The sequence below is a fragment of the Paenibacillus solani genome, from assembly GCF_050475945.1.
Lineage (GTDB): Bacteria > Bacillota > Bacilli > Paenibacillales > Paenibacillaceae > Paenibacillus_AQ > Paenibacillus_AQ solani_A.
On sequence record NZ_JBCMXJ010000005.1, the window covers coordinates 351,168 to 374,819 of the forward strand.

At 47.3% G+C, this 23,652-nt stretch carries 18 protein-coding genes; 2 read left to right on the forward strand and 16 right to left on the reverse strand.

Going from position 1 to position 23,652, the window contains the following annotated elements; genetic code table 11:
* Positions 1–18: 18 nt before the first annotated feature.
* From ABEQ74_RS03310 to pxpB, 4 genes are all read right to left on the reverse strand, one after another.
* Positions 19–657, reverse strand: a complete 639-nt coding sequence (locus ABEQ74_RS03310) for a pyroglutamyl-peptidase I (protein WP_430119426.1) — start codon at positions 655–657, stop codon at positions 19–21.
* Positions 658–796: 139 nt separating this feature from the next.
* Positions 797–1,555: a LamB/YcsF family protein gene (locus tag ABEQ74_RS03315; RefSeq protein ID WP_430119428.1), complete on the reverse strand. Its 759-nt coding sequence runs from the start codon at positions 1,553–1,555 to the stop codon at positions 797–799.
* 6 nt (positions 1,556–1,561) lie between these two features.
* Positions 1,562–2,563 carry a biotin-dependent carboxyltransferase family protein gene (locus tag ABEQ74_RS03320; RefSeq protein WP_430119431.1) on the reverse strand — a complete coding sequence of 334 codons (1,002 nt, stop codon included), beginning with the start codon at positions 2,561–2,563 and terminating at the stop codon, positions 1,562–1,564.
* Complete coding sequence (gene pxpB, locus ABEQ74_RS03325) at positions 2,560–3,282, reverse strand: 5-oxoprolinase subunit PxpB (protein WP_430119434.1); 723 nt, start codon at positions 3,280–3,282, stop codon at positions 2,560–2,562. The genes ABEQ74_RS03320 and pxpB overlap by 4 nt, the downstream gene beginning before the upstream one ends.
* 231 nt (positions 3,283–3,513) lie before the next feature.
* Between pxpB and ABEQ74_RS03330 the strand changes: the two genes are divergently transcribed.
* Positions 3,514–3,687, forward strand: a complete 174-nt coding sequence (locus ABEQ74_RS03330; RefSeq protein WP_430119437.1) for a hypothetical protein — start codon at positions 3,514–3,516, stop codon at positions 3,685–3,687.
* 107 nt (positions 3,688–3,794) lie between these two features.
* Here ABEQ74_RS03330 and ABEQ74_RS03335 read toward each other — a convergent pair whose 3' ends face one another.
* The 3 genes from ABEQ74_RS03335 to ABEQ74_RS03345 form a co-directional block, all read right to left on the reverse strand.
* The gene (locus ABEQ74_RS03335) at positions 3,795–4,394 is read right to left on the reverse strand and encodes a haloacid dehalogenase (RefSeq protein ID WP_430119439.1); all 600 of its coding nucleotides are present in this window, start codon (positions 4,392–4,394) and stop codon (positions 3,795–3,797) included.
* 84 nt (positions 4,395–4,478) lie between these two features.
* Positions 4,479–5,207 (reverse strand): metallophosphoesterase family protein, encoded by a 729-nt coding sequence (locus ABEQ74_RS03340; protein ID WP_430119442.1) that lies wholly within the window; start codon positions 5,205–5,207, stop codon positions 4,479–4,481.
* 423 nt (positions 5,208–5,630) lie between these two features.
* The gene (locus ABEQ74_RS03345; protein ID WP_430119444.1) at positions 5,631–6,020 is read right to left on the reverse strand and encodes a hypothetical protein; all 390 of its coding nucleotides are present in this window, start codon (positions 6,018–6,020) and stop codon (positions 5,631–5,633) included.
* A 335-nt stretch (positions 6,021–6,355) separates the two neighbouring features.
* On the opposite strand from ABEQ74_RS03345, the gene ABEQ74_RS03350 reads away from it, so the two are divergent.
* Entirely contained in the window at positions 6,356–7,585 is a 1,230-nt protein-coding gene (locus ABEQ74_RS03350; protein ID WP_430119446.1) for an aminopeptidase, read from the forward strand.
* Between the two features lie 120 nt (positions 7,586–7,705).
* On the opposite strand, the gene ABEQ74_RS03355 is transcribed toward ABEQ74_RS03350, so the two are convergent.
* From ABEQ74_RS03355 to ABEQ74_RS03395, 9 genes are all read right to left on the reverse strand, one after another.
* Positions 7,706–12,940, reverse strand: coding sequence for an S-layer homology domain-containing protein (locus ABEQ74_RS03355; RefSeq protein ID WP_430119449.1), 5,235 nt, complete (start codon positions 12,938–12,940; stop codon positions 7,706–7,708).
* Between the two features lie 761 nt (positions 12,941–13,701).
* Positions 13,702–15,102: a protoporphyrinogen oxidase gene (locus ABEQ74_RS03360; protein ID WP_430119452.1), complete on the reverse strand. Its 1,401-nt coding sequence runs from the start codon at positions 15,100–15,102 to the stop codon at positions 13,702–13,704.
* Between the two features lie 472 nt (positions 15,103–15,574).
* A complete protein-coding gene (locus tag ABEQ74_RS03365; protein WP_430119454.1) occupies positions 15,575–16,318 on the reverse strand; it encodes a GTP pyrophosphokinase in 744 nt (247 codons plus the stop codon).
* 200 nt (positions 16,319–16,518) lie between these two features.
* Positions 16,519–17,394 carry an EamA family transporter gene (locus ABEQ74_RS03370; protein WP_430119456.1) on the reverse strand — a complete coding sequence of 292 codons (876 nt, stop codon included), beginning with the start codon at positions 17,392–17,394 and terminating at the stop codon, positions 16,519–16,521.
* 184 nt (positions 17,395–17,578) lie between these two features.
* Positions 17,579–19,327 (reverse strand): RNA polymerase sigma factor, encoded by a 1,749-nt coding sequence (locus tag ABEQ74_RS03375; protein WP_430119458.1) that lies wholly within the window; start codon positions 19,325–19,327, stop codon positions 17,579–17,581.
* A gap of 178 nt (positions 19,328–19,505) precedes the next feature.
* A complete protein-coding gene (locus ABEQ74_RS03380) occupies positions 19,506–20,873 on the reverse strand; it encodes an LLM class flavin-dependent oxidoreductase (RefSeq protein ID WP_430119461.1) in 1,368 nt (455 codons plus the stop codon).
* A 51-nt stretch (positions 20,874–20,924) separates the two neighbouring features.
* On the reverse strand, positions 20,925–21,689 hold the full coding sequence (locus ABEQ74_RS03385) for an ABC transporter permease subunit (protein WP_430120892.1): 765 nt from the start codon (positions 21,687–21,689) through the stop codon (positions 20,925–20,927).
* Between the two features lie 44 nt (positions 21,690–21,733).
* Positions 21,734–22,597, reverse strand: coding sequence for an ABC transporter permease (locus tag ABEQ74_RS03390; RefSeq protein ID WP_430119464.1), 864 nt, complete (start codon positions 22,595–22,597; stop codon positions 21,734–21,736).
* Positions 22,598–22,634: 37 nt separating this feature from the next.
* Positions 22,635–23,651, reverse strand: coding sequence for an aliphatic sulfonate ABC transporter substrate-binding protein (locus tag ABEQ74_RS03395; RefSeq protein WP_430119467.1), 1,017 nt, complete (start codon positions 23,649–23,651; stop codon positions 22,635–22,637).
* Position 23,652 lies beyond the last annotated feature (1 nt).

Sequence of the window (23,652 nt, forward strand, 5' to 3'; positions counted from 1 at the left end):
AAATTCTAATAGCACGCACTACGAGTGTTCGATTAATTGGTCAATCGTGGTCTGTATGATGATCCTAAGCCCATTCAACATCATTTCATGGGACAATGTCGGCAAGGAAGGCTTCTCTACAGCCATCTCGGTTGAAGCCGGAAAATGCACGAAGCCGCCAATCGTCTTATGCTGCCGCATCCGGATTTCGTTTAAAACGGCGTACATCGTATTGTTACAGATATAAGTTCCTGCTGTGTTGGACACCGTTGCCGGAATCCCCACTTCCTTGAGTCGAGTCACCATGGAGCGGATCGGCAGCGTGGAGAATAATCCATCAGGACCATTGGGATCAATGAGTTCATCCTGCGGTTTGGCTCCCCGATTATCCGTAATTTTGACTTCCGGAGGTATATCCTTAATGTTAACAGCAATTCGTTCAGGTGTGATAGCTGTTCGGCCACCCGCAACGCCACAAGCAATGACGGCATCAGGTTGGTATAGATTCATCTCCTTCAAGAGAATATCAGCGCACTCGTCGTAATGAACGGGAAGTAGAATCGTTTTAATTTCTGCATCAGCAAAAGAAATAGAGCTAATCTCCTCGATGAGCCTTTCCGTAGGATTAACTGAATCTCCTCCAAAGGGTTCAAACCCCGAAATCAATATTTTCTTCATTCAATCAGGCTCCTGTTCTTGTGATTATTGAGCTTATCTTGTCTTGTATAAAAACCGCAAAAATCTGCGTACTCTCCCTGTGAGCACGATGCTTGGTTCGGCATGCTTGGACAGCGGCCATCTTGTAGACCATACTCGTTTAGAAAAAAGCTTGTACACTCATGCCTTCCGCTTCAAGTCTGGCTCTTAAGGTACGAGCAAATAAAGATGCATTTGCCCCGTCTCCATGAATGCAGATCGTGTCTGCTTGGATCGGTATCATCTTTCCCGTCAGTGTAACAACCGTACGTTCTTTGACCATCCTGACCACCTGTGCGATCGAATCTTCAAGCTCGGTGATGATGGCATTCGGCTTATTTCTTGGCGTGAGGGAACCGTCTTCCTGATATGTACGATCCGCAAACACTTCACTTGCCGTGCGAAGTCCTGCAGCCTCCCCTGCCTTGATCAGCTCACTGCCTGCCAATCCATACAGGATAAGCGTCGGATCAAGACGGTTAATTGCAGATGCAATCGCATCCGCAAGAGGCCTGGAGGCTGCTGCCATATTATAAAGAGCACCGTGAGGCTTCACATGCTGAAGCCCGGAGCCCTCTTGTATCGCAAAAGCCATTAGCGCGCCGACCTGGTAAGTTACCATATCATAAGCTTCTTCGGGCGTAATATCCATCCTTCTTCTTCCGAAACCTGCCAGATCCGGCAAACCGGGATGTGCTCCGATCGCGATCCCCTTCTCGATTGCCTGGCGAACGGTTGCTCGCATGACGGCCGGATCACCTGCATGATAACCGCAGGCAATGTTTGCAGAGGTAATGCTGTGAAGGAGCTCCATATCATTACCTAACGAGTAGGCACCGTAACTTTCCCCCATATCACAGTTCAGGTCTACATGAATCATGCTGACTCACCACTCCTTCAGTTTCCTTTTGATCATCGCTTCTATGAGTCGAACTTCTCGAATGCGGGCCCTGCTTAGCTGCTCTGCTTCTGGCAAGGATATTTCCTTGAAACGGATCCTACCTCCCGCTGGCAGCTGGGCAAGCAGTGGAACATCGACAGAAGCAATCTGTGCGATCTTCGGGTAGCCTCCTAGCGTCTGCCGATCCGCCATGAGAATGATCAGCTGGCCATCAGCTGGTACCTGAACCGTGCCGAGGGCTACCGGCTCAGATATGTATTCGTTGGAGTGACTTACTCGAAGCGTAGGGCCAGACAATCGATAACCCATGCGATCCGATTGCGGAGTTACAGTGAAGCATTCATCGAACAAAGCCTGCTGACTCAACTCGGCAAAGTCATCATATTGGCGTCCTTTAAGCACACGTATCTCGGTCTCCCGATTGGAGTCAGTATACCCGCCTGCTGAAACAGACCATCTCACGGTGAAAAAACTGCCATATTCAACAAGAAATCGTCCCGGAGCATCTAGCGAGATCTTGGAAGGGTGAACAGACAGCGTATCTCCTTTCTTCAGAGCTCTCCCCTCATAACCTCCGATGCCAGCCCTTAGATATGTACTGTAACTGTTCATCATGATTGGAACATCAAATCCGCCCGACACGGCAAGATATGCACGGCAGCCAGAAACCGGCTGTTGAAAGCTCAAGCAGCTGCCAGCCTTAATCAACACGGGGCGCCACATCGGAACCCTCTCTCCGTCAATGGTTGGCGTCAGATCTCCACCTGTTATCGAAATCCACAAGGAACGCTGGAATTCCACGACGAATCCCGACCATGTAATTTCCAGAGTACCCTGTTCATCTTCATTACCGACCAGCCGATTGGCAATGAGGCAAGCAAAGCTGTCCATGGCCCCCGCCGGGCTAATTCCGTGTTTACCATAACCATATCGCCCAGTATCTTGGAGGGTAACAAGCAGTCCCGGCTTGATGACGGTTATACTCATACAATCACTTCCCTCAGATGTTCATACTCCTCCGCTGCAATTGGCCGAAACCGGATATACTGCCCACTGTTCAACAACGTCGGCGACTGAGCTTCCGGCTGAAACAAAGCAAGCGGTGTTCGCCCGATGATCTGCCAACCGCCAGGTGTCTCAATCGGATAAATGCCGGTTTGCATACCCGCGATTCCTACGGAACCCGCTGGAATACGCAAGCGCGGCGTCTTCTTCCGCGGTGTTGCGATCTTCTCCGAAACCCCTCCGACATAGGGGAAACCTGGCGCGAATCCGATCGCATAAATGAGGTAATCCTGTCCGCAATGAAGCCGAATAACCTCTTCAGGTAAAAGTCCATTCGTCTGCGCTACTTCGTCCAGATCCGGACCATAATCGCCTCCATAACAAACGGGTATCTCAACAATCTCTTTATCCGCGCCGCCATTCTCTGCTGCTGCATCGGTATCGATCAGCTGCTCCAGCATGTTACAAACATAAGCATACACCGTGTCGTAGCCATCAGGCTTTATGATCTTACGAGGATCATAGTACACCGCAATGCTGGTAAATGAAGGAATACTCTCGACCCAGCCTAGAAACGGCATTTGTTCCAGCGCCTTTACGGCCGCTGTGACTTGCCGATGAACCTCCTCGCTGACGATATCTGGGAATTGAATGAGAACCGCTGCATCTCCGAGAGGATAGAATGAATAAGACTTACTCATATGGCATTCTCCGTTCTGTTATTCCAAACCTGATATCCACGAAAATTTCAAAGATTACTCCTATGATAGCAGAGAAACAGGCATTCCTTGAATAGGTAGCTCGTAATTTGCTGTGTAAAAAATCGCTTATCCTGTATGGAAAAACTCCTGCCTTGCTGCTTTTTTTACTGCATAATATGAGGACAGGATTGGCAAAATACAGAAGTCGTATTTGATAAGGGAGGTGCCAATATGAGCAAAGAAAACCGTAATAGCAATGAACCAACCAAAGCAGAAGTACAAACGACTAAATTAAACAAAATGCCGCTTCCAGGTGATTTTGACGTCGAGTTCTCGGCTGAAGAAGCAGCTGAAGTGTTTGAACAACAGCCTAACGAGGGTCATAATTCCGAGAACCAACAATAATACATGTCGAAGACCTCCGTGTGCATCATGATTGATGATGCCCGGAGGTCTTTTATTATCATTCTAAATATTTCAAGTATCCTATGCCTCGCCCAATGATCTGATGGTTAGCTGATCGTCGCATTCCATGCTTCCAGCTTCTCCTCGATAAATCGAATCCATTTACCGTCGGAATCGGCCAAGACAGGAGTCCATGACAATGACTCGGCTGGAGCCAAATTTCTCATTTGATCATCTACATAAATGATGTTGCTTCCTGAAGCCAGTTTGGATGCAATGATATGATAAAATTGAAGATCCGGCTTACAGCGCCCCGCCTCACTTGAAATCGTGACACTGGTGAGATAAGGCTGAATTGGCGCAAGCAGCACTTCCAACCATTCTGATCTGTGATTACTGAGTAGATGGATGTCAGCTTGCTCACTCCATTTTGGAATCAAATCGAAGGCTCGCATAGTTTTGAGATTATTGAACAATTGCTTTTTCAGTTCTAATGGTTCTATCGGACAGTATCTTGCTAGCCAAAGCCAGAAGTCCTCTTCGCCTATTTGTCCGGTCCATAGCGGCTTGCGTATTTCTGCGGCAAACAGGCGTTTCAACTCTTCATAAGTGATTTCGCTGACACGTGCAGTTTCATCCCAGAATCCAGGTGAGAAGTTTGTGATTAATACACCGGCAACATCAAGGACCAATTGTATATTCTTCATGTTCCATCTCCATGAATATTAGATTTTAGACCGCCTCACATTCTGGGTATTTTCCGCAAACTACCTAAGTTTTCTCTGTCATTCCTATTTTTTGACCTGGTATCGCCCTGTTCTGATCTCAAGTATGTACTCTTCAGGATGAGGCATTCCGGACTGAAGAGCATCCTGTACCGCCTGCTCTATGGGGTAAGGCACCCGAATGAATTGAATATTCAGCGGAGCTGGAATTTCGCTATCATAGGTCCCTTCCAGAATGACATAAGAAGCTTCAGGCAATTCAAGGGGATTCCCGACGCTGCCGGTATTAAACAGAGTTCTTCCCTCCAGATGCTCTTGAAATGCATTGTGAATATCCGCATAACCGGCGACATCTGCTATTCTAGGACTTGTGCATAGAGGAGAACTATCAAACAGGGTAGCCCGTTTCTCCTGGTCATCCCAAGGCTGAATCCGCTCATACACGCTGCGAGGCGAAGCATGAAATAATCGGATCCATTTGCCGCTCATCATAAATTCTATCGTGAAGGGAAGACTCGCAAGATACTGAAGCCTCTCGCTTCCCAATCTATTCTGATGCCATAACAGAGTTGGGTCGTCGGTTTCCTTGCCGATAAAGTCATCCCAGTTCCCCCTGATAACCTGCTGGCATTGGGCTCTCACCATATCAACCGCAATATCTCCATGCGGGCCTTTGCCAATCAAGTCACCAAGGCAGTATATCGCATTGATTTCACGCTGCTGGATATCCTTCAGAACGGCCTCTAATGCAGGGATGTTTCCGTGTATATCAGCAATCAAAGCAATTCTCGTCATGACCCCGCCTCCTCTGTTGATTAATTTGGATTGCATTATATATATTACAAGATATTAGTTCTTTCAATTCAATCTGCCAGTCCACATTTCTTTTTCCATACAATATTAACTTATTATGAGAAGGGTTTGAAGCATGCAAAGAAAAAGCACCCAACAGGATGCTTAATGATGTATCTAACTTTTCTCCTTTTTCGCATACTTAAAAGGCAAAACGGATTTCATAAGAGGCTTGGCAGCAGCCTCCCCATTCGTAAACACATCTGATCTTAACCGGAAAACGCCATATTGCTTTCAAGTCCAAAAACTGCTTGCCTAAAGTTCTTATCTGCATGCTGTTGAACGAAAAGATCAAAGAGGGCCGCAACAGCTGCCTCTCAGCAGCCTGTCACAACCCCCAAACCCGCTTACGATGCGGCAACAGTACTAATATTTAGCGTGCAAATAAAACCAATTAACGGTTCCTTCGTTGCCTTCAAATTGGGCTTGTACAACTACAGGATTAGCGTAAGGATTTGAATACGTTGCAGAGCAGCAATAAAGATCGGGACCATAAATCACTGCGCTTCCGCTGGAGTCAAGTGTAACGGTGACGTCAGAACCATAGACAGGTTCACGTTGTCCCGAAGGTCCTTTGTACATCAAAGTGACAGTTACTTCGGTATTCGGTTGTCCCGTAACAGACACTTCGTAGGCATATTTATAGTGATTCACCGAGCCATATCTCGTCTCTTGTGATTCCGCAGTATATGCGGCAGAAGCCGAGCTGGAGAAAGCTAGCATCGCAATGAGGACTAATAAAACTACTCTTTTCATTATTTTCACCTCCTCTCTGCGAAAGAATCGTAAAGAAATCAGCACACTATTTGATGAAATAAATGGTAAATCATATATATTATATAAAAAATGACGGAAATAAGAAACGAATATTTCATTTAGCATTCCATCCTATTGGGTCAGGCACGAAACGCCGCATCGTGCGCATGCGCCTTCCTGTTAGAGTTCCTCGATTTAGAAAGCGAGACTTTAATAAATGAAGAATTAATATGGGAGATTAATCCCTGTGCGCAAGGCATATGTGGGGCATGCTTGGATGGCTGTCGGCCACATGTTAGAATGAAATGGATATCTGAAATGGAGGAATACTACATATGGACCATTTTGACAAAAATCTGGAGAAATACGCAGAGCTGGTCGTCAAAGTAGGCGTTAATATTCAGCCTGGCCAAGTGCTGCTTGTCAATGCACCAATCGAAACAATAGAATTAACACGCCACATCGTAGCCAAAGCTTATGATGCAGGCGCCAAATACGTTCAGGTCGACTGGGACGATGAGAAGATCACTCGCATTCGCTATGAAAGAGCAGCCGATGATTCTTTCGGATATTATCCGCAATGGCAGGCGGATGCCATGCAGCAGCTTGCTGAAGCAGGAGGAGCCCTGCTGCGGATCAAGGTTCCGGACCCCGAGCTGTTCCGCGGAATTGATTCCAACAAAGTATCCACCGCGGTTAAAGCTGCTGCTGTGGCTAACGAGAAATACCAGGGATACGTGCGAAACAATAAAATCAGCTGGTCACTCATTAAGGCTCCTACCCGCGCCTGGGCTGATAAAGTATTTGCGGATCTTCCCGAAGAAGAACGTATTCCAGCTATGTGGGAAGCAGTATTCCAGATGAACCGTGTTGGCAGCGATGATCCGGTTGCGGCATGGCGGGAGCATATCTCCCGATTGAAAGAGCGCCAGCATCATATGAATGGCAAACGTTACAAGAGCTTTCACTATCGTGCGCCGGGAACCGATCTGCGCATCCAAATGCCTGAGGGTTACCTCTGGCTCGGAGGCGGTGACGAGAATGAGGCTGGTGTGTATTTTGTAGCGAATATGCCGACAGAGGAAATCTATACGATGCCTCACCGTACAGGCGTGAACGGAACGGTTACCAGCACGCTTCCGCTTAATCTGAACGGTCGTCTTGTTGAAGGGATTAAGCTTACCTTTAAGGACGGCAAAGTAGTTGAATATGAAGCAGAATCCGGCCGGGAGCACCTCACAACACTGCTGGAGACCGACGAGGGAGCATCTTATCTTGGTGAAATGGCGCTCGTTCCGCATGACTCGCCTATCTCCCAGCTGAATCGCGTCTTCTATAACACAGGTATCGATGAGAACGCATCCTGCCACTTCGCACTGGGCAGTGCCTATCCCGTCAACATCGAAGGCGGCACGAAGATGAGCAAGGAAGAGCTGCTCGCACACGGTGCCAATGTAAGTCTGACTCATGTCGATTTCATGATCGGATCAGCAGAACTGGACATTGACGGCGAGCTGGAAGACGGGACATTTGAACCTGTATTTCGTGGCGGCCGCTGGGTATAAATGCAATCTAGAGAATAAATCGAACATCCTTCATACCAGTCAATCACAATGAGAGAACTGAACCAAAAGAGGCTGACACTAAAGCATCCGCTCTAGTATCAGCCTCTTATTTGAATTCATTTACTGTTTCTGCTGCTCCTCATTCTCCAACATGCGAAGAATCATCATCACCGCTTCCGCGCGGGTCGCCGATTCCCGAGGAGCAAAGCGATTACCCGAACGGCCATTCACGATACCAGCCTCGGCCGCTGCCGCAATTTCCTTCTCTGCCCAAGCCGGAATATCCTGTTGATCTTGGAATCCCGTTTTGGTTCCTTGTGGTACAAGACCTAGGAAACGCGTGATCAGTGCTGCCATCTCTGCCCGATTGACCGATTGATTCGGCCGGAATGAATCGTCTTCATAACCCTTCACCAAGCCTTCGGACACTGCCCATTGGATCGCTTCAAGTGCCCAGGAGCCGATAAGAGAGCTGTCCTTGAAGCTCAACTTCCCAGAATTCCCCTGACCGTTCAGTGCGTTGGCCATCATCACCATAAACTCAGCACGAGTTACCTGACGGTCCGGTTTAAAGGACTGATCTGGATAACCATCCACAATCCCCAGTTCAACTGCTTGTTCTATCGCTGAGGATGCCCAGTGCCCAGCTGTATCTGTGAACAGCAGCGGCTTTGGTTGTTCCTCTACAGCTTTCGCCTTGCGATGAATGTTCAACTGATATGTGCGGGTAGTACCGTTCTCTGCCCGAACTACAAGTTTTAACAGGTTATCCCCTTCCATTAATTTGATAACCTGATCCTTCTTCAGAGGTTGTTCTCCAAGAATCACTGCTGCTTTGTTATGAGCTGCTTCAACACGGAGCTGCACGGATTCAGTTTCGGTATCCAGACGATAATCGGTTATGTTTTCGTTGAATGCAGGCGTAAGTACAGCTGCTGTGCCACCGATCATGACTTCAAGCTGCTTTAATCTGGAGTCACCAGACAATACAGGACCTGTTGGTGGAGAATCTGGTCTTGATATCGGCGGGGAAGGATTCTCTGGTAAAGTAGGATTCCCCGGCGATGGAACAACCGCAGCGTCATACGATCTGATCGCAGCTTGCAGGGCGTTAATCGCCTCTTTTACATCCATAGCAGTTACATCTTCTCGTTCAGTTAATGCACGTGCACTTTCAATAGCAGCTCGGAGACGGGACCGAGCATCAGCAGGATACTGCCCAGGAGAAGATCCTTCACTTGTTTCATCAAGTCTTCGCTGTGCTGAATCGATCCATCTATTCAATTCACTCTTATCCACTGCCGCCGCTTTTGTTGTGACTGAGCCATGCAGCCCGGCACTCTCTCCAGCGGCATTATAAGCTTTTACCGTAAAATGATATTGAGTATCCGGCTTAAGTCCGGAAGCGGTATAGGAATATACATCGTTAGTGACGCTAACGATCGGTTCGGTAAGACCCTTCAGATAAACGCGGTATTCTTCCACTCCATCATCCGCCGTTGCCTCTGGCCAGCTCATGGTTACACTGTCTTCCATGATATCCGTAAAATCAAGTTCGCCAGATCCCCATACTGGAGCACCTGGGATTTCTACAGATTCAGTGATTACTGTTAAAACATCACTTCGATCGGATTCCGTCCCTTGAGCATCCAAAGCGCTTACTTGGAATTCATACAGCGTATCCGGCGTGAGCTCTGTTGCTTCATACACGCTATCCGTAACTGTAGCTACGCGTTGACCGTCTTGATACACATTATAAGTAATGGGCTGCTGGTCCTGACTTGTTACAGGGTCCCACCCCAATTGGACCGTCGACGATGTCACATCAAGCACCTTCAGATTCGTGGGAGCAGCCAGATTCCCTTCATTTGTAGTGAATGTCCACACATCTGATCGAACGTTGCCTCCGAATTTGTCCTTGGCAAGCACAAACCAGGAATATGTTCCGTTCGATTGTAGATCGGTCCATGTCTGTGCAACCTCAGCACCGCTCGCTACGGTTTGCGATGCACCGATGGACTCGCCCCGCAGATGATTCACTTGGATCGAATCGGTTGCTACGCGTTTTAATTTAGGTTCCAAATCCAGATTCATCGTAAATTCATCCACACCCGGTTTCTCATAATAATTATACTTATCCAGGTAAGGAGAATACGTATTTACATAAATCTCCTTGCTGTCTTGATTAAAATGGAGCAATCTCAAATACCCGCTGCCGCCTTCGGCATGTCCTTGATAGTCTGCAAGCATTTGATATACGGTCCGATCTATTATGCCATCCCCGTCATCATCCAGCTCATTTTTAAGCAAGCTCGCACCTGTATAGTGTCCGCTCAGGACAGCAACCACATTTGGATTCGGCACAACTACTTCTTTGTATAACCTGTTTCCTACACCAGAGCGGGAACCGTTCGCGAGCATATAATCATGGAAATTGAGGAAAGCCATATGATTTGGATACTGCTTAAGGACTTCATTCATCCACTCGATATCCTCGTCCTCAATCCCCCATCCCATATACAACATGATGAAGTCATTGCCTTCAACATTGATCAGGTCATAATGCCCTCGGTTATCCTTGTAGGAACCACCGTAATACGGCTGATTCTTATATCGGTCTTCTCCGAAATACTGACTGTAGGTGGTGTAATCCCAATCATAGCTCCCCACATCGTGATTACCGGCAAGCACGCCATTTGGCAGATTGGCATCCTCCAGCATTTTCATGTAATTACTGGCCCGATTCCATTGATACTGCGCAGTAGGATCGTTCACAAGGTCACCGGTATGGAATAAATATTTGATGTTCATTTTCTCAATAGAATCAACAATCCAGTCGAATTGCTTCTGTTGAATATGCGGATACAGTTCTGTGAGAAATTGAGTATCCGATACCCAGACAAAGGTGTAATCATAATCCTCACGGGAGACGATCTCATCTTGTACAATGACATCAACTTTGTTGTTCTGTACGTAGTCTCCTGCAGCCAATTCGCCCCGAAGTGTAAAATCCGCCTCGGATTGGGCTACCGACTTGGTTATTTCCTTCCACTTGTTCTCATTGTGGTTCCAGGCATACATCGTTACTTTTCGCCCCGGAACCGTATGACCTTCCCATGCAACCTCGATACTGTCGCCCGGCTGGACAGAATGCTCCAGCTCTACTTCAAACCGGATATAAGGGAACTGAGACGTTGAATCCACAGTCACATACTGATCATTAGATTCGGATATCGTCTTCAATTCCTCTGCGGTCAGCAAGGTTTCACCAGCAGGGAACCGATCTTTAGGAGGTTCTTCATCCGAGGCGTTCTTGGACAGTTTCACGCGATCGCCACTTAAGGGATGATACGTATAAGCCTGATGGAAGGAAACCTCAAGCTCGTCATCCGTAGGATCACTGACTTGAACCCTCAGCTCAGGAGACAGCCCGGCACTGGTCGCCTTATCTGCTGGTGATACCAATTCAGGGGCATTCGGCTGCTCCTGTGCTGTCTGAAACTTAATCGTGCGTTCTGATTGATTGCCACTCTTGTCTTCTGCACGGATTTCGAGTTTATGCTCACCTGGATCAAGTTTAGATGATGATGTTTCATACGGTATCTGGATCGTGCGGCCATCAAGCAGAACCTTTACTTTGTCTACGCCGGACACCATGTCTTCGACAGACACATCAATCATGAAACTTCCCTTGTAGCTTTTTCCCTCTTCAACGGATGCAGTGATACTCGGACCATTGTTGTCTACCCGGACCGTAGCATGGGCTTCAGGCTGACCTTTTACATTCAGCTCAATCCGGTGCTCACCGTCCGAAACCGCCTGGGTATCCCATGTATGGGATAACGCTGTTAATTGATTGGCAGGAATTTCGAAGTTGAATGTCACATATGGCAGAAAACGTCCGTCATCGCCGAGGTCATAAATAACAGTGGGGTCACTATGTAGCGGATCTCTTATCTCCGACCCATCCCCTAAGAGCAGGCGTACATTCCGGACATTAAAATCATCCAGGTTCCCCGTTGGCTTATCATCTTCAAAATAGGTTTTGTCGTTATCGCCTGCCCGAAGAGTAATTTCGTTCACACCATTTGTCAGCCACTCTGGCTCAATCGGAGCCACGATGGTTTGATACCCATCAATGTTAGGATCGGTCTGAAACAGAACGTGCTTGCCGATGGTAACCGTGTTGATTCCGTCGTCAATGCCATCCCCTTCAAACATAAAGTAAGCACTGTGTTCCATAACAGGTGTTCCTTGAACGGGTTGTCCATCGATTTGAAGCTCAAGATCTGCAGGACCTGCTCCATCTGCAGCGCCACGGATATAGGTGGTTCCGCTGACTGTTTGCTGATCGTCAACATTCAGGCTAGCTGGAGCACCGTTGCCTGTAAGATCGACTTCGTATGTGGGGCTATTTACTTCTTTAAAGGTGTTGGACGCTGTGAAGAAGTACTCCAGCTTTTTCTTGCCTAGAAGCTCCAGATAAGAAATCGTATGGCGGAAGCCTTCCTTCCCTTCCTGTAGCTGTACAACTTGGTAAGTGCTCTGTCCATCGACTCGATAGTTTAACGCAAGTGAAGTCACCATACGCTCATCGTGCGCATCTGCGATGATCTCCAGATCATCTCCAGGCTCCACATTTGTAGTAGTTGTCAGGTTGGTTACGGTCGGTTCCTTATCAACGTTGATCTTTACCGGTTGGGTGGGCACCTCGGAATGTACTAGAGAGCCGGGTGTTGCAAAATGCTCTTTAAACGAGATCGTCTGCATTTTAAGACTTCCATCTTCCGGGTACTTGTAGAAGATTCCTTGGTCTTCAGCGTTCTGTACTTCCCCGTCATTGTAGAATGCAGATACAACCAGGCGTCCGGTGTTCGTCACAACGACGACCTCCCGCATGCGTGAATTGGACATGCCGCCTGAGAAGATCTTTACGATCTCTGTGTCTTCTTGCAAGTTGGTTCCGTAATTTTGATTAAAATCGGCAACTGTGGAATTCTTGTTCTGACTGTTAATAATCCAGAACACCAGCGTGCCTTGAGAGGGGATCGTCACTTGGTCGGGCACATGCGCCCATAGCGTATCACTCTCCAAGTAACGGTAGCGAATCTTGTAATTACTGAAATCAATGTCTTTGTCCGTATTGTTATAGACTTCGATAAACTCATAACCATCTGCGGTGCCTACATTCGTAGAATCAGGCACAAGCTCGGTAATCAGGAGTTCAGGCATACTATTCACTACATTGGATGGTTGTGCTGAGGCTTGTCCGGCTCCTAGGGTAAACGAGGCCGACAAGATAATACAGAGGATAAGGAAACAGGATAAACATCGATTAAGGACAATCTTAAACATGGATAACCTCCTAGAAATGATGTTGTGGAACAATCAATTCAGTTTCCCAATTCTCCAGGTCTCCATGGGATTTCCAAATTATTATTTAATAAAGCGCTTACATTACATTATCCCTCACGATCTTATTTTAGGTTTATCCCCAGAGGGATGTATTCAGCTGTTCACCTCCCAAGATCCATAATTACATATTCCAGCCGTTTTTGAAACCACTTTATGTAAAATCTGATAAATGATACATAAGTCCCGCTATCCATCTACGAACTAGTTATTTAGGTTTAAATGGATAATATAACTTCTTCACTATACTATTAGCATCTTCATATAACATAGGATCTATATACCTTTTCTGAAAGATGTATATGTAAAAGAGTCTTCCTGCCTATCCCTGTCTCTTATGTGTCTGAGTGACCACCATTCTCAATTCTTGTTACAGATGATGTGTGAAAGCTAAAATTAAACAAAAAAAGACCCTGCGAATATATCGCAGGATCCTTATGCGTGGGAAGCGATTTAACATTCATTATGCAGCGATTTTCCAATTGCTAGGGTGCTTTACCAGAAAAGAATCGAAGAAACCTCGCTCTTCTTCTCCTTTTACGAGTGTTCATGGTGAATCAACTGCCTTTCGGAATGACATCAAGTTCTTCCGTCCGTCGATTGACAATACCACTTCCCACTTATTCTATATATACCCGGTTCTTCTATTTACGAAACACTTCTGTCCTCATAATTTTCTGATAAATCCGTCTCTGGTATATTTCCTAGGCTCGATTAATCTGTTTAACAATAAGACTGGCCGTCTTCTCCCCGTTCGCTATGCAATCCGGGATCCCAACACCATAATAAGAGCAGCCCGCTAAAATTACATTAGGATATAAGTCCTCCATTTTGCGTTCCAATGATTCTACAACTTGTCTGTGCTTCAAATGATAATTCGGCATATTATCATGCCATTTGGTAACTTCACATGAAACAGGCTCTGCTGAAATGCCTAGACTAAGTCTGATATCGTCCATTCCGACCCGTTTCAATTCCTCATCAGTTAATTGGATCAATTCCTCATAATGCGGACTGGAGCTCTTGTAGAACAACCGCATTAATAAACGCCGATTCTCCGATGTGTGCTCCCACTTGCGGCTTGTCCACGTGCAGGCATCGCACTTCACCCCGCTATCCTGGGACGCAATAAACCCCGTTCCATTATAGGTAAGCTTATCATCCGAAATATCATAAGCAAGATACACGCTGATAAGTGATTTGGTATACAGCTGATCAAAATCCTCGTTTAGCCGGGGATCCTGCAACAGTTCTTTTGCAGCAGATCCAAGCGTGCTTATTACTACATAATCCGCTTCAAGCACTTCCCCATTAGACAGGTCCAGTCGATAACCATGAGTTTTTCTCTCCAGCTTCTTGGCAGCGGTGCCCTTGTAAATCTTCGCACCTCTTTGAACCGCCGAGTGTTCCAATGCGTCAATTAGTTCCGAGACGCCTTGTTTGAAAGAGATAAACTTCTTGTTTCCCGAGCCCAGATACTTCTCCTTATTCGCTGCCAGGCCTCCCATAATACTGCCGTACGTATCCTTGTATTCGAGCAAATAAGGGAATGTGGAAGCAATCATTAGATCATGCAGGGCTCCGGAGTAGACGCCTGAAATAACGGGAGCAATCTGCTTCTGTACAATTTCTTCACCTAGAAATGCTTCCAGGAATTCTCCGAGAGAATCATGCTTGGTAAAGGACTCATTCGGTGTGTAATAGTCCTTGAGTGCCTCAACCTTCCCCTCTGCCGACACCAGTTCGCTCTCGGCCAGAGATTGCAGGCTTAGCGGGATGCCAAACACACTTTCATCGGGAATTTTCTTCAAGCCCTCATTCGTATAGATGAACGAGGTACCCGTAGCATTATATACAACCTGATCCGACAAATTAAGCTCCTCCAGAAGAGGAGCCACATTCGTTTTTCGGGATACGATCGAATCCGCACCGGTCTCCATTATAAATTCACCGTCGCGAACGGTCCGAATTTTGCCTCCAAGCGTTTCGTTTGCTTCGATTAATACCAATTCTATATCCTGCTGCTGATCCTTTAGCTCATTTTGCAGATAGTGCAGGGTCGAAAGTCCAGTGATTCCTCCGCCTATAACTACGATAGTTGTCACTTCATATACACCTCGATTATGTAGGTTCATCACGTTTCGCTCAACTACTATTACCATTCTCTCCAATTGTTAATTATATCATAGTCACTTTGAAATCATAGAACGCCAATCCCTCAAAATTGTGACAGCTGCACAGGATTGAGACCACGAATTTCATATCCACCCGTTATGAAGCAACAAAAAAACTCCACGAGATAACTCGCAGAGTTTTTTCTTAGGTGGGAAGCGGTTAAATCCATTCTAATGCAATCATTACATTGCTTAAGTTGTACTTTGGGAATAAATCAGGCTAGGCCTTCCTTATTCCTCATCATGTTGTCCATGGGTATCAAATCCTTTCGGTCAGTCCGACAATACGTCTTGTTTCCGTCTGGTGTTGATGTGTTTCCACTTCCCACTTAGGATATATATACCCGGTGTCGCCGTGATGAAACAAAGAACACATAAATTTTCTTCAAGTCATCGCAGACGCTTATTGATCTTCAGTCAATACTTCAAGCAGACCTGCCGGCAGCTCGTATTTGCGGTTATTGATTTGAATGCTCTTCAGTTCTTCCAGTAAGGAATCATTACTGTCGGAATCCTTAATGGCTTGTACCTCATGATGCAGCTGCTCCATCTGACGATCCAGCGCATTCGCTGTGTCCGCCGCTTTCTTAAGCTCTCCCAGCAGAGCCTCTGGTACCGATTTATTATATTTGTAAAAAATCTTATGCTCCAAACTCGCCCAAAAATCCATGGCAATGGTCCGAATTTGTACTTCTACGCATACCTTCTCCACCCGATCTGAGAAAAAAACAGGAACTTGAACTAACAGATGCAAACTCTGGTATCCGTTTGGTTTCGGATTCTTAATATAATCCTTAACATCGAGAACCGTTAGATCGCTTTGCTTCTGCAGCATATCACTGATTTTGTAGATGTCGGTAATAAAAGAACAAGTAATTCGAAGTCCCGCAATGTCCTTAATGTTATGCTCAATGGAAGAGAGTGATATGTCTCCTCCTTTGCGAATCAGCTTCTTCATAATGCTTTCGGGCGATTTCAGACGGGATTTCGTATGTTCGATCGGCGTATAATCATGAAGAGCTTGAAACTCCTCTTTTAATATTTCGATTTTGGTTTCAATCTCGTCTAGAGCGAATTTGTATTTCATCATAAATCGGGTAATTTCATTCCGAATGATTTTGAGCTGCTCGATCTGCATAGAATTCATGGAATACTTCCTTTCAATTGTGTGATTCTTTAAACACTATCTCTATAAAGTTTAGATGATAACGAGGCATGCCTGCAACTTTAGTACGATAACGTGAAAAAACACGCCACAATCACAAAGCAGCAGCGTCTTCATCATATGCTGGCACAGAGCCAAGTGATTCACCTTATAGCCTATCTCTGTGCCGCCGGTACCCCCGCCTACCTCTGCGCAGCCATTTGCGGATAGGCGATGCCCAGCAGGATGACAACGACGCCTATCCATTGCAGTACGGTTACCTGCTCACTCAGCACCATCACGGAAGCGATAACCGCGACGGGTAGTTCCCCTGCTCCGAGGATGGTTGCCAGCCCCGTGCTGATTTTGGGAGCACCGAGAGCAAACAGCAGCACAGGCAGTACAACGCCGAATAATCCTAAGATAAGACCATACATCCATAATCCATTGTCGAATATAGAGACCTCTGTGTACACTTTTGGCGTGAGCAGAATCGTCAACAGGATAAGACCACCTGTCGAGGTATAGAAGCTCCGTGTTATCGGTGACATCTGAGTCTCAACCCGGCCGCTGAAGAAAACGAACAGAGCCATCATCAGCGCTGCAGCCAGTCCCAGTAAAGTCCCTACCCAGTTCAGTTGGATCTCACCCGCACCCATAATACCTCCTGCCATCAACGTCCCAAAGAATAGGATGACAACCGAGATGATCGTCGGTTTATCCGGCCACTGCCGGTTCACGATCGCTTCAATCACGACACCAATCCAGGTGAATTGAAATAGAAGAACGACGGCAATCGATGCCGGTATGCTCTGCAAGGCGAGATAATAGGTGACGCCTGTCAGACAGGTACACAATCCAACCCCGGTAAGGCGCAAGAATTGTTTACCTGTAACTTTTTGCCTGCCAAACAGAAGCATAAGAACGAGCAGGATTAACCACCCTGAGGTAAATTGACTGATCATGACCTCTTGAAATACAAAGCCATTCTGATACGCAAGCTTGACTACGGTCGATAGAATGCCAAAACAGCAGGCACCCAAAAAAACAAACAGCGAATTTTTCAACAAATGAAACAACTGAACTCCTCCTAACACAACAAAAGCCCCATTTTTCACTGTTTTGGAATCCAGAAAACAGTAAAAAGTGGGGCTGCCTCAGTTTGATATCGAATTATGATCAATCTTAAGATAAAATCTCTACATTGTAAATACTAAATTGTAGATAGCATCCTCTACGGGAGTTCCTAATTGTTGACCTGCATTATTTGGACAGCGCTGCATACATTTCTTTCAGCTTGGCAACAACATCGATCTCAAGCTCCTTTATTTCTTGTATCAGGGATATCGCCTTTGTTGCCTGAGCTTTCGATTTGGGGTCACCGCCCTCCGGGAAAGGAAACATCTGATGCAGAACACTGAACCTTTTGCACATTTCTGTATATAACACACGCGTTTGTTCAAATTTCGGCGCAAGATCCGGCCATTCCCCAATCTCACTCGGCCAAACAGACGTCAGTTCCTTGAAGAATTCAGCACCGTAATACCTTGCATCTCGTAATACTTCAATGTTATAGGCATGGCCATTCGGTTCAATTCCATTTCCCTGCAGCGCTTCAATCCAGGCATCATAAGCGGCTACCCCCTTCACTGCATTCGGCACGGCGCCCTCTCTTCCTTCATAATGCTCAATGGCCGTTTCCAGCGCACGCTGCACCTGCTGCCCGAGTGTTACATCCATGGGGCTCTCAATGGCCAAGACAAACAAATCTTCCATGACGCTTCTGCCGAGATTTTCGTACGCCAGCGTATCCACTCGTCCGCATACCTCTCCATAAAGGGTTCTGGTTTCATCGTCGTAGCCATACAGTAATCCAAACTCCGGGAAGAAAATATCCCAGGCCAGCACCGGATATCCCCGGTCAAGTGAAGCGTGAATTAGATCGAGTGCCCTTGGCAGCTCCTGATGAATGCTGCGTTTGTTCATGGCTCCCTTATCCAAGGCGGTTGAATCCAGAAGATTGGCATTGGGACCGATGCCGTCTGACATACCATCTACATATTTGCAGGTGAATCCGAGATTATGAAGCCCGCGTGATAATACCTCGCCGAAATAGAAAGCGGTCGGTCCGGCAATATGAACATCGTTTGGTATAATATTGATGCGGAAAGCGTGCCCTGTAAGCCCCATCACCATCGACAGCGACAAGCTCCGATCTGTAAACTGCAGCATCTTGTAAGTGGCATCCGCAGCGGAAGTCCATGTTCTGCTTTCTCTCCGTGACTCTTCATAAGGAAGTATCTTCTTTTTCATAATTCCCAAATCCCTTCTCGTCTTAATATAGGAGTCAACGGTGACGCGAATTTTCTCCTGGACCACCTTCTTGCGTGATCTAGATATAATCTGATACACATTGGCCGAGGAGAGTTGAAACAGTTCCGCAATTTCTTGTGGAGACAGCTGATCGAAAAAATGGGATTCGAAAACAAGCCGTTCACGGGGATTCAGGCACTTTATGATATCCGTTAATACGCGCAGCGTTTCCTGTTGAACAATTCGTTCCTCCGGTGCGTTGATATCTGCCACAGCTTCACATGCAGAATGGTTGAGTCTGCCGAGAATGCTGTCCAGGTTGTTCCATTTGCCCAAGTCTGCTCCCGGATCATCAAGCCTGGCGATGCCTTCAAGCTCGGTAAAGGTCTGTTCTCTTCTGGCTGAGTTCCCTTTAAGCCGGGTGTATGCATGATTCCGAACGATTCGATGGACCCAAGGCAGGAACCGTTGAACATCGACCAGCTTGCCCAAGTGCATAAATGCCCGCATAAGCGCTTCCTGCACAATGTCCTCTGCCAGATAGGACTCACGCGTGATCGTTCTGGCATAACCATATACCTTCGACCGATGACGCCGTACGAGCTCACCGAAAGCCTCGCGCTCCCCTCCCTGCGCATATTTCACCAAATCACGATCTTCCATCTCATCCCACTGAAACTTCTTGACTGTCTGCTCCAATTGTTCAAACCCTCTTTCGCGTCGTTGACTACTTATATGACTCGAGAAGTTTATCATTTCTGACATTTTCATCGAAAAATATTATACCTTTTATTAATCAGGAGTGAACAAAAAGAACGTTTCAAGATGACCTTTAATCTCAGTCACATTGAAACGTTCTTTAGCCTGCCATACTATTTTAGATTATTTCGGCCGCCTGAGGAGCTTCCTGGCGAAAATGTCCCACTTCGGGACGCGCCAGACCCAGATGCTCTCTCAGCGTTGTGCCGCTGTACTCGGTACGGAACAATCCTCGCTCCTGCAGTACAGGGATCACCAAATTCACGAAATCGTCCAGATCACCCGGCAATACAGGCGGCATAATGTTAAACCCATCGCAAGCATAATCTTCAAACCACTCCTGCATCAAATCAGCTAATTGCGAAGCTGTACCCACAAACTGCATATGGCCCCGTGAGGACAAGATCTTTCTGCCTAACTCCAGAATGGACAGATTGTCCTGATACGCCATATCCATGTATAACTGAACCCTGCTCTTCATGCCGTTGGAAGCCGCAACAGGATCCGGTATGTTTCTTGGCAGCGGCTGATCCAGCGGATAACCGGTCAGATCGTAATTCAAAAATCCGGACAGAACGGTAATGGCCGAGGCTGGAGGGATTAACTCCTGCAGCTCGTGGAACTTGCGCCATGCCTCCTCCTCTGTAGCTCCAATGACAGGCGAGAGCCCCGGCATAATTTTTAGACTGCTGCTCTCCCTGCCATAGCTTGGCAGCTTTGAGTGAACACTTGCGTAGAAATCCTGCGCTGCCTTCTTGGACTGCTGTGCTGTGAAGATGACTTCGCCATACTGTGCTGCAAAGTCCTGTCCTGGTCCGGAAGAGCCAGCCTGAATGAGCACGGGATAGCCTTGTGGAGGCCTGGGGACATTCAGAGGACCTTTAGTGGAATACCATTTCCCGGTATAATCTACCGGGCGCACCTTGGACCCATCCGCATATCTGCCCGATTCCCGATCGAGCACCAATGCATCATCTTCCCAGCTGTCCCACAAACGGGTTACCACTTCAACAAACTCACGTGCCATTTCATAGCGAAGGCCATGCTCGGGATGCTTCGGCTTCCCGTAATTATGAGCTTCAAGATCCAATTGGGACGTCACGATATTCCAGCCGGCTCTCCCCCCGCTGATGAAGTCGAGGGAAGCGAATTTCCGCGCCACATTATACGGCTCATTGTATGTGGTGGAGACTGTTGCGGTCAGACCCAGTTTGTCCGTAACAGTTGAAAGTGCTGATAGCAGCGTTAAGGGGTCCAGCATGCCGGAAGCGGAATTCTCGACATGAGTCACATACAGCAAGTCGGCCAAAAACATCATGTCGAACTTTCCCCGCTCCGCGGTAGCGGCAAGCTGCTGGTACAATTCGATGCCAAACATCCCCTCCACGTCGGAATCAGGATGGCGCCATCCTGCATGATGATGACCGGTATAATAAATGAAAGCACCCAAGTGCATCTGTTGATCTCTGCGATTCTTCGTTACCATGGCTATAACACTCCTTCTCATCCCATTGACTAAGCTCTGAGTTCCCTCCGGTTAGCCCTTATAAGTCTCTCTCCAGTTCAATAACCTGGTTTCAAGCAGACGCACACTGGAATCGGACAACTTGCCTATCATTGCAAAAATGATAATGCCTACAAAAACGATATCGGTCTGCGAATAGGCTCTGGCATCTTGAATCATATAGCCGACGCCAGCGCTGGTCCCCATCATCTCCGCAACGACCAGAACAAGCCAGGAAACGCCGAGTGACAAACGGATGCCAAGCAGTATATTCGGCAAAGCGGAAGGGAGGATCAACCGGGTCAGCAGCTGCAGCTTGGAATATTGGAAGATCCTCGAAACTTCATACAGCTTCGCATCCACGCTTCGAATGCCAAGAAATGTGTTCACATAGACTGGAAAGAACGCACCGAGAGAAATCATCAATATCTTCGAGAACTCCCCGATGCCAAACCACAAAATAAACAGCGGGATCAACGACAAAAGCGGCACGGTGCGAAGCATCTGGATCGACGGATCCAGGGTGCGCTCTGCCATGCTGCCAAGTCCGGTAAACAACCCTAGAGCAAGACCCGTCAAACCACCTAAGATAAAGCCTGAGAGCGCCCGCAGGATGCTGACCTGAAAATGCCCCCACAACTCACCGCTAGCTCCCAAATTTACGAATTGCTTGGCAATCATAAGCGGAGTGGGCAGCAGGGTCTGTGAGATCCACCCCAATCCACCAGCCATTTGCCATAGCGCTGCAATAGCCACTGGTACAAGCCAGGCATGCAGTGACCAAGGGATGAAGCTCAGCCACCCCTGCTCTGCGGTTCCACGAATGGCTGCTTGTTGATTCTTCAATGTTTGTCAGCCCCCTTATAGCTGTCCTGCCAGCTCAGCAGCCTGTGCTCAAACCATTTCACAATTGAATCCGAGAATTTGCCGAGAAGTGCGAATACGATAATTCCGACAAATACAACCGTCGTCCAAGAGAAAGAGCGGGCATCGTTGATTAGATAGCCAATCCCGGAGCTTGCTCCCATCAGCTCTGCTACGACCAGACCAAGCCATGCAACCCCAATCGACAGGCGAATTCCGAGAAATATATTGGGCAGAGAAGCTGGAATGATCAGCCTGCAGATCAGGTCCCAGCGGCTGAATTGCAGAACATGGGCAACATCAAACAACCTGTTGTCCACGGACCGGATGCCGAGGAATGTGTTTACATAGAGCGGGAAAAATGAGCCTTTTGCGATTAAAAGTATTTTCGACGTTTCCCCAAAACCGAACCACAAAATAAACAACGGCGCAATCGCCAGATGGGGAAGGGTTCGCAGCATTTGCAGCGAGGGATCGACGAGCCGTTCTGCTTTGTAGGAGAATCCCACCCATATACCCGCAGCCAAACCCAGACTGCCGCCAAGCAGGAATCCAAGCAAGGCACGCCAGGACGATACCCCCAAATGGCTGATCAATTCGCCAGTGCTCACCAACAGAACGAATTCGTTCCAAATCTCCAGCGGAGTCGGAAGCAGGATCGGATTGAGCAAACCAAATACGCCGGCAATCTGCCACGTCAATACGAACAGGAGCGGAATAAGCCAGCCGATGAGTACATTTGTCAGCTTCAACAGCCGCTTGCGATCAAGTTGCTTCTTTAGAGGCTGGGCAGGTTTGGCCGGTACAATCACCGCCCCATCGCTGATCCTTTCTTGAAGCATTCCAGCTCCCCTCCTTTTAAATTTGTTGTTTGATGTTTTATTTGGATGCTGCCTCAATATATTGATTGTCAAATACCTCTTGAACCTTAATCTTTTTGCGGATCGTTTTCTGCTCGAATTGGAAATCGGCTGTTTTCTGCTGTTCGGCAATAATTTCATCCGATACCGGGATGTTAATGGACCTGGATCGATTAAAAGTCGCTTGGATCACTTCTTGGGGAATGCCGCGTTCATCGGCATAACGCTTAAGGGCTTCCGCTTCGTTGTCCTTCTCCCATGCCAGCGTACGGTTCAACACTTTTAGATACAGCGTAACCAGATCTGGATATTGTTCCGCGAATTCCTTGCGTACAATCTGGAACGATGGGGACAGAACGCCGAGCTGCTCGCCATCTACCAGCACTTTGCCTTTGCCTGGAAGGGTGTTCAGTGTAATATAAGGGTCCCAGATTGCCCAGGCATCAATGCTCCCTGAATCAAAGGCTGGCTGAGCTTCATCAGGCTGAAGCTGGATGATCTCAATATCAGACACCTTGATCCCCTGATCCACTAAGCCCCGGTAGAGAAAGTTGAAAGCATTGCTTCCCTTGGTTACTGCAACCTTTTTCCCCTTCAGATCACTCAGCGTTTGTGCTGTACTGTCCGGCGGTACGATGATAGCTACATTCTTCTGTCCGTGCAGGCTCTGTGATATAACCTTAAACTTAATATCCGCAGCTTGTGCGGCAATAATCGGCATATTGCCAAGCCCTGCGAAATCCAGCCGATTGGAGGCCATCGCTTCGGTCATCGGGGGACCGCTCTGGAATTCCGCCCACTCGACTTTGACTCCCAGCTTGCCAAATTCCTCTTCGAACCACTTCTCTTCACGCGCCTTACCGAACAATCCGCCGCTTCCTTGAACTCCAAGTCTGACCGTTACATCTTGATATTTACCATCCGGCCCTTTCTCTGCGGCTTTAATATTGGACTGGCCAGCGTTGCCGCATCCTGCTGCCAGAATGGCTATGACTAGAAACAGGATGATGGTTATTTTGGTATGAATAAATCTCATA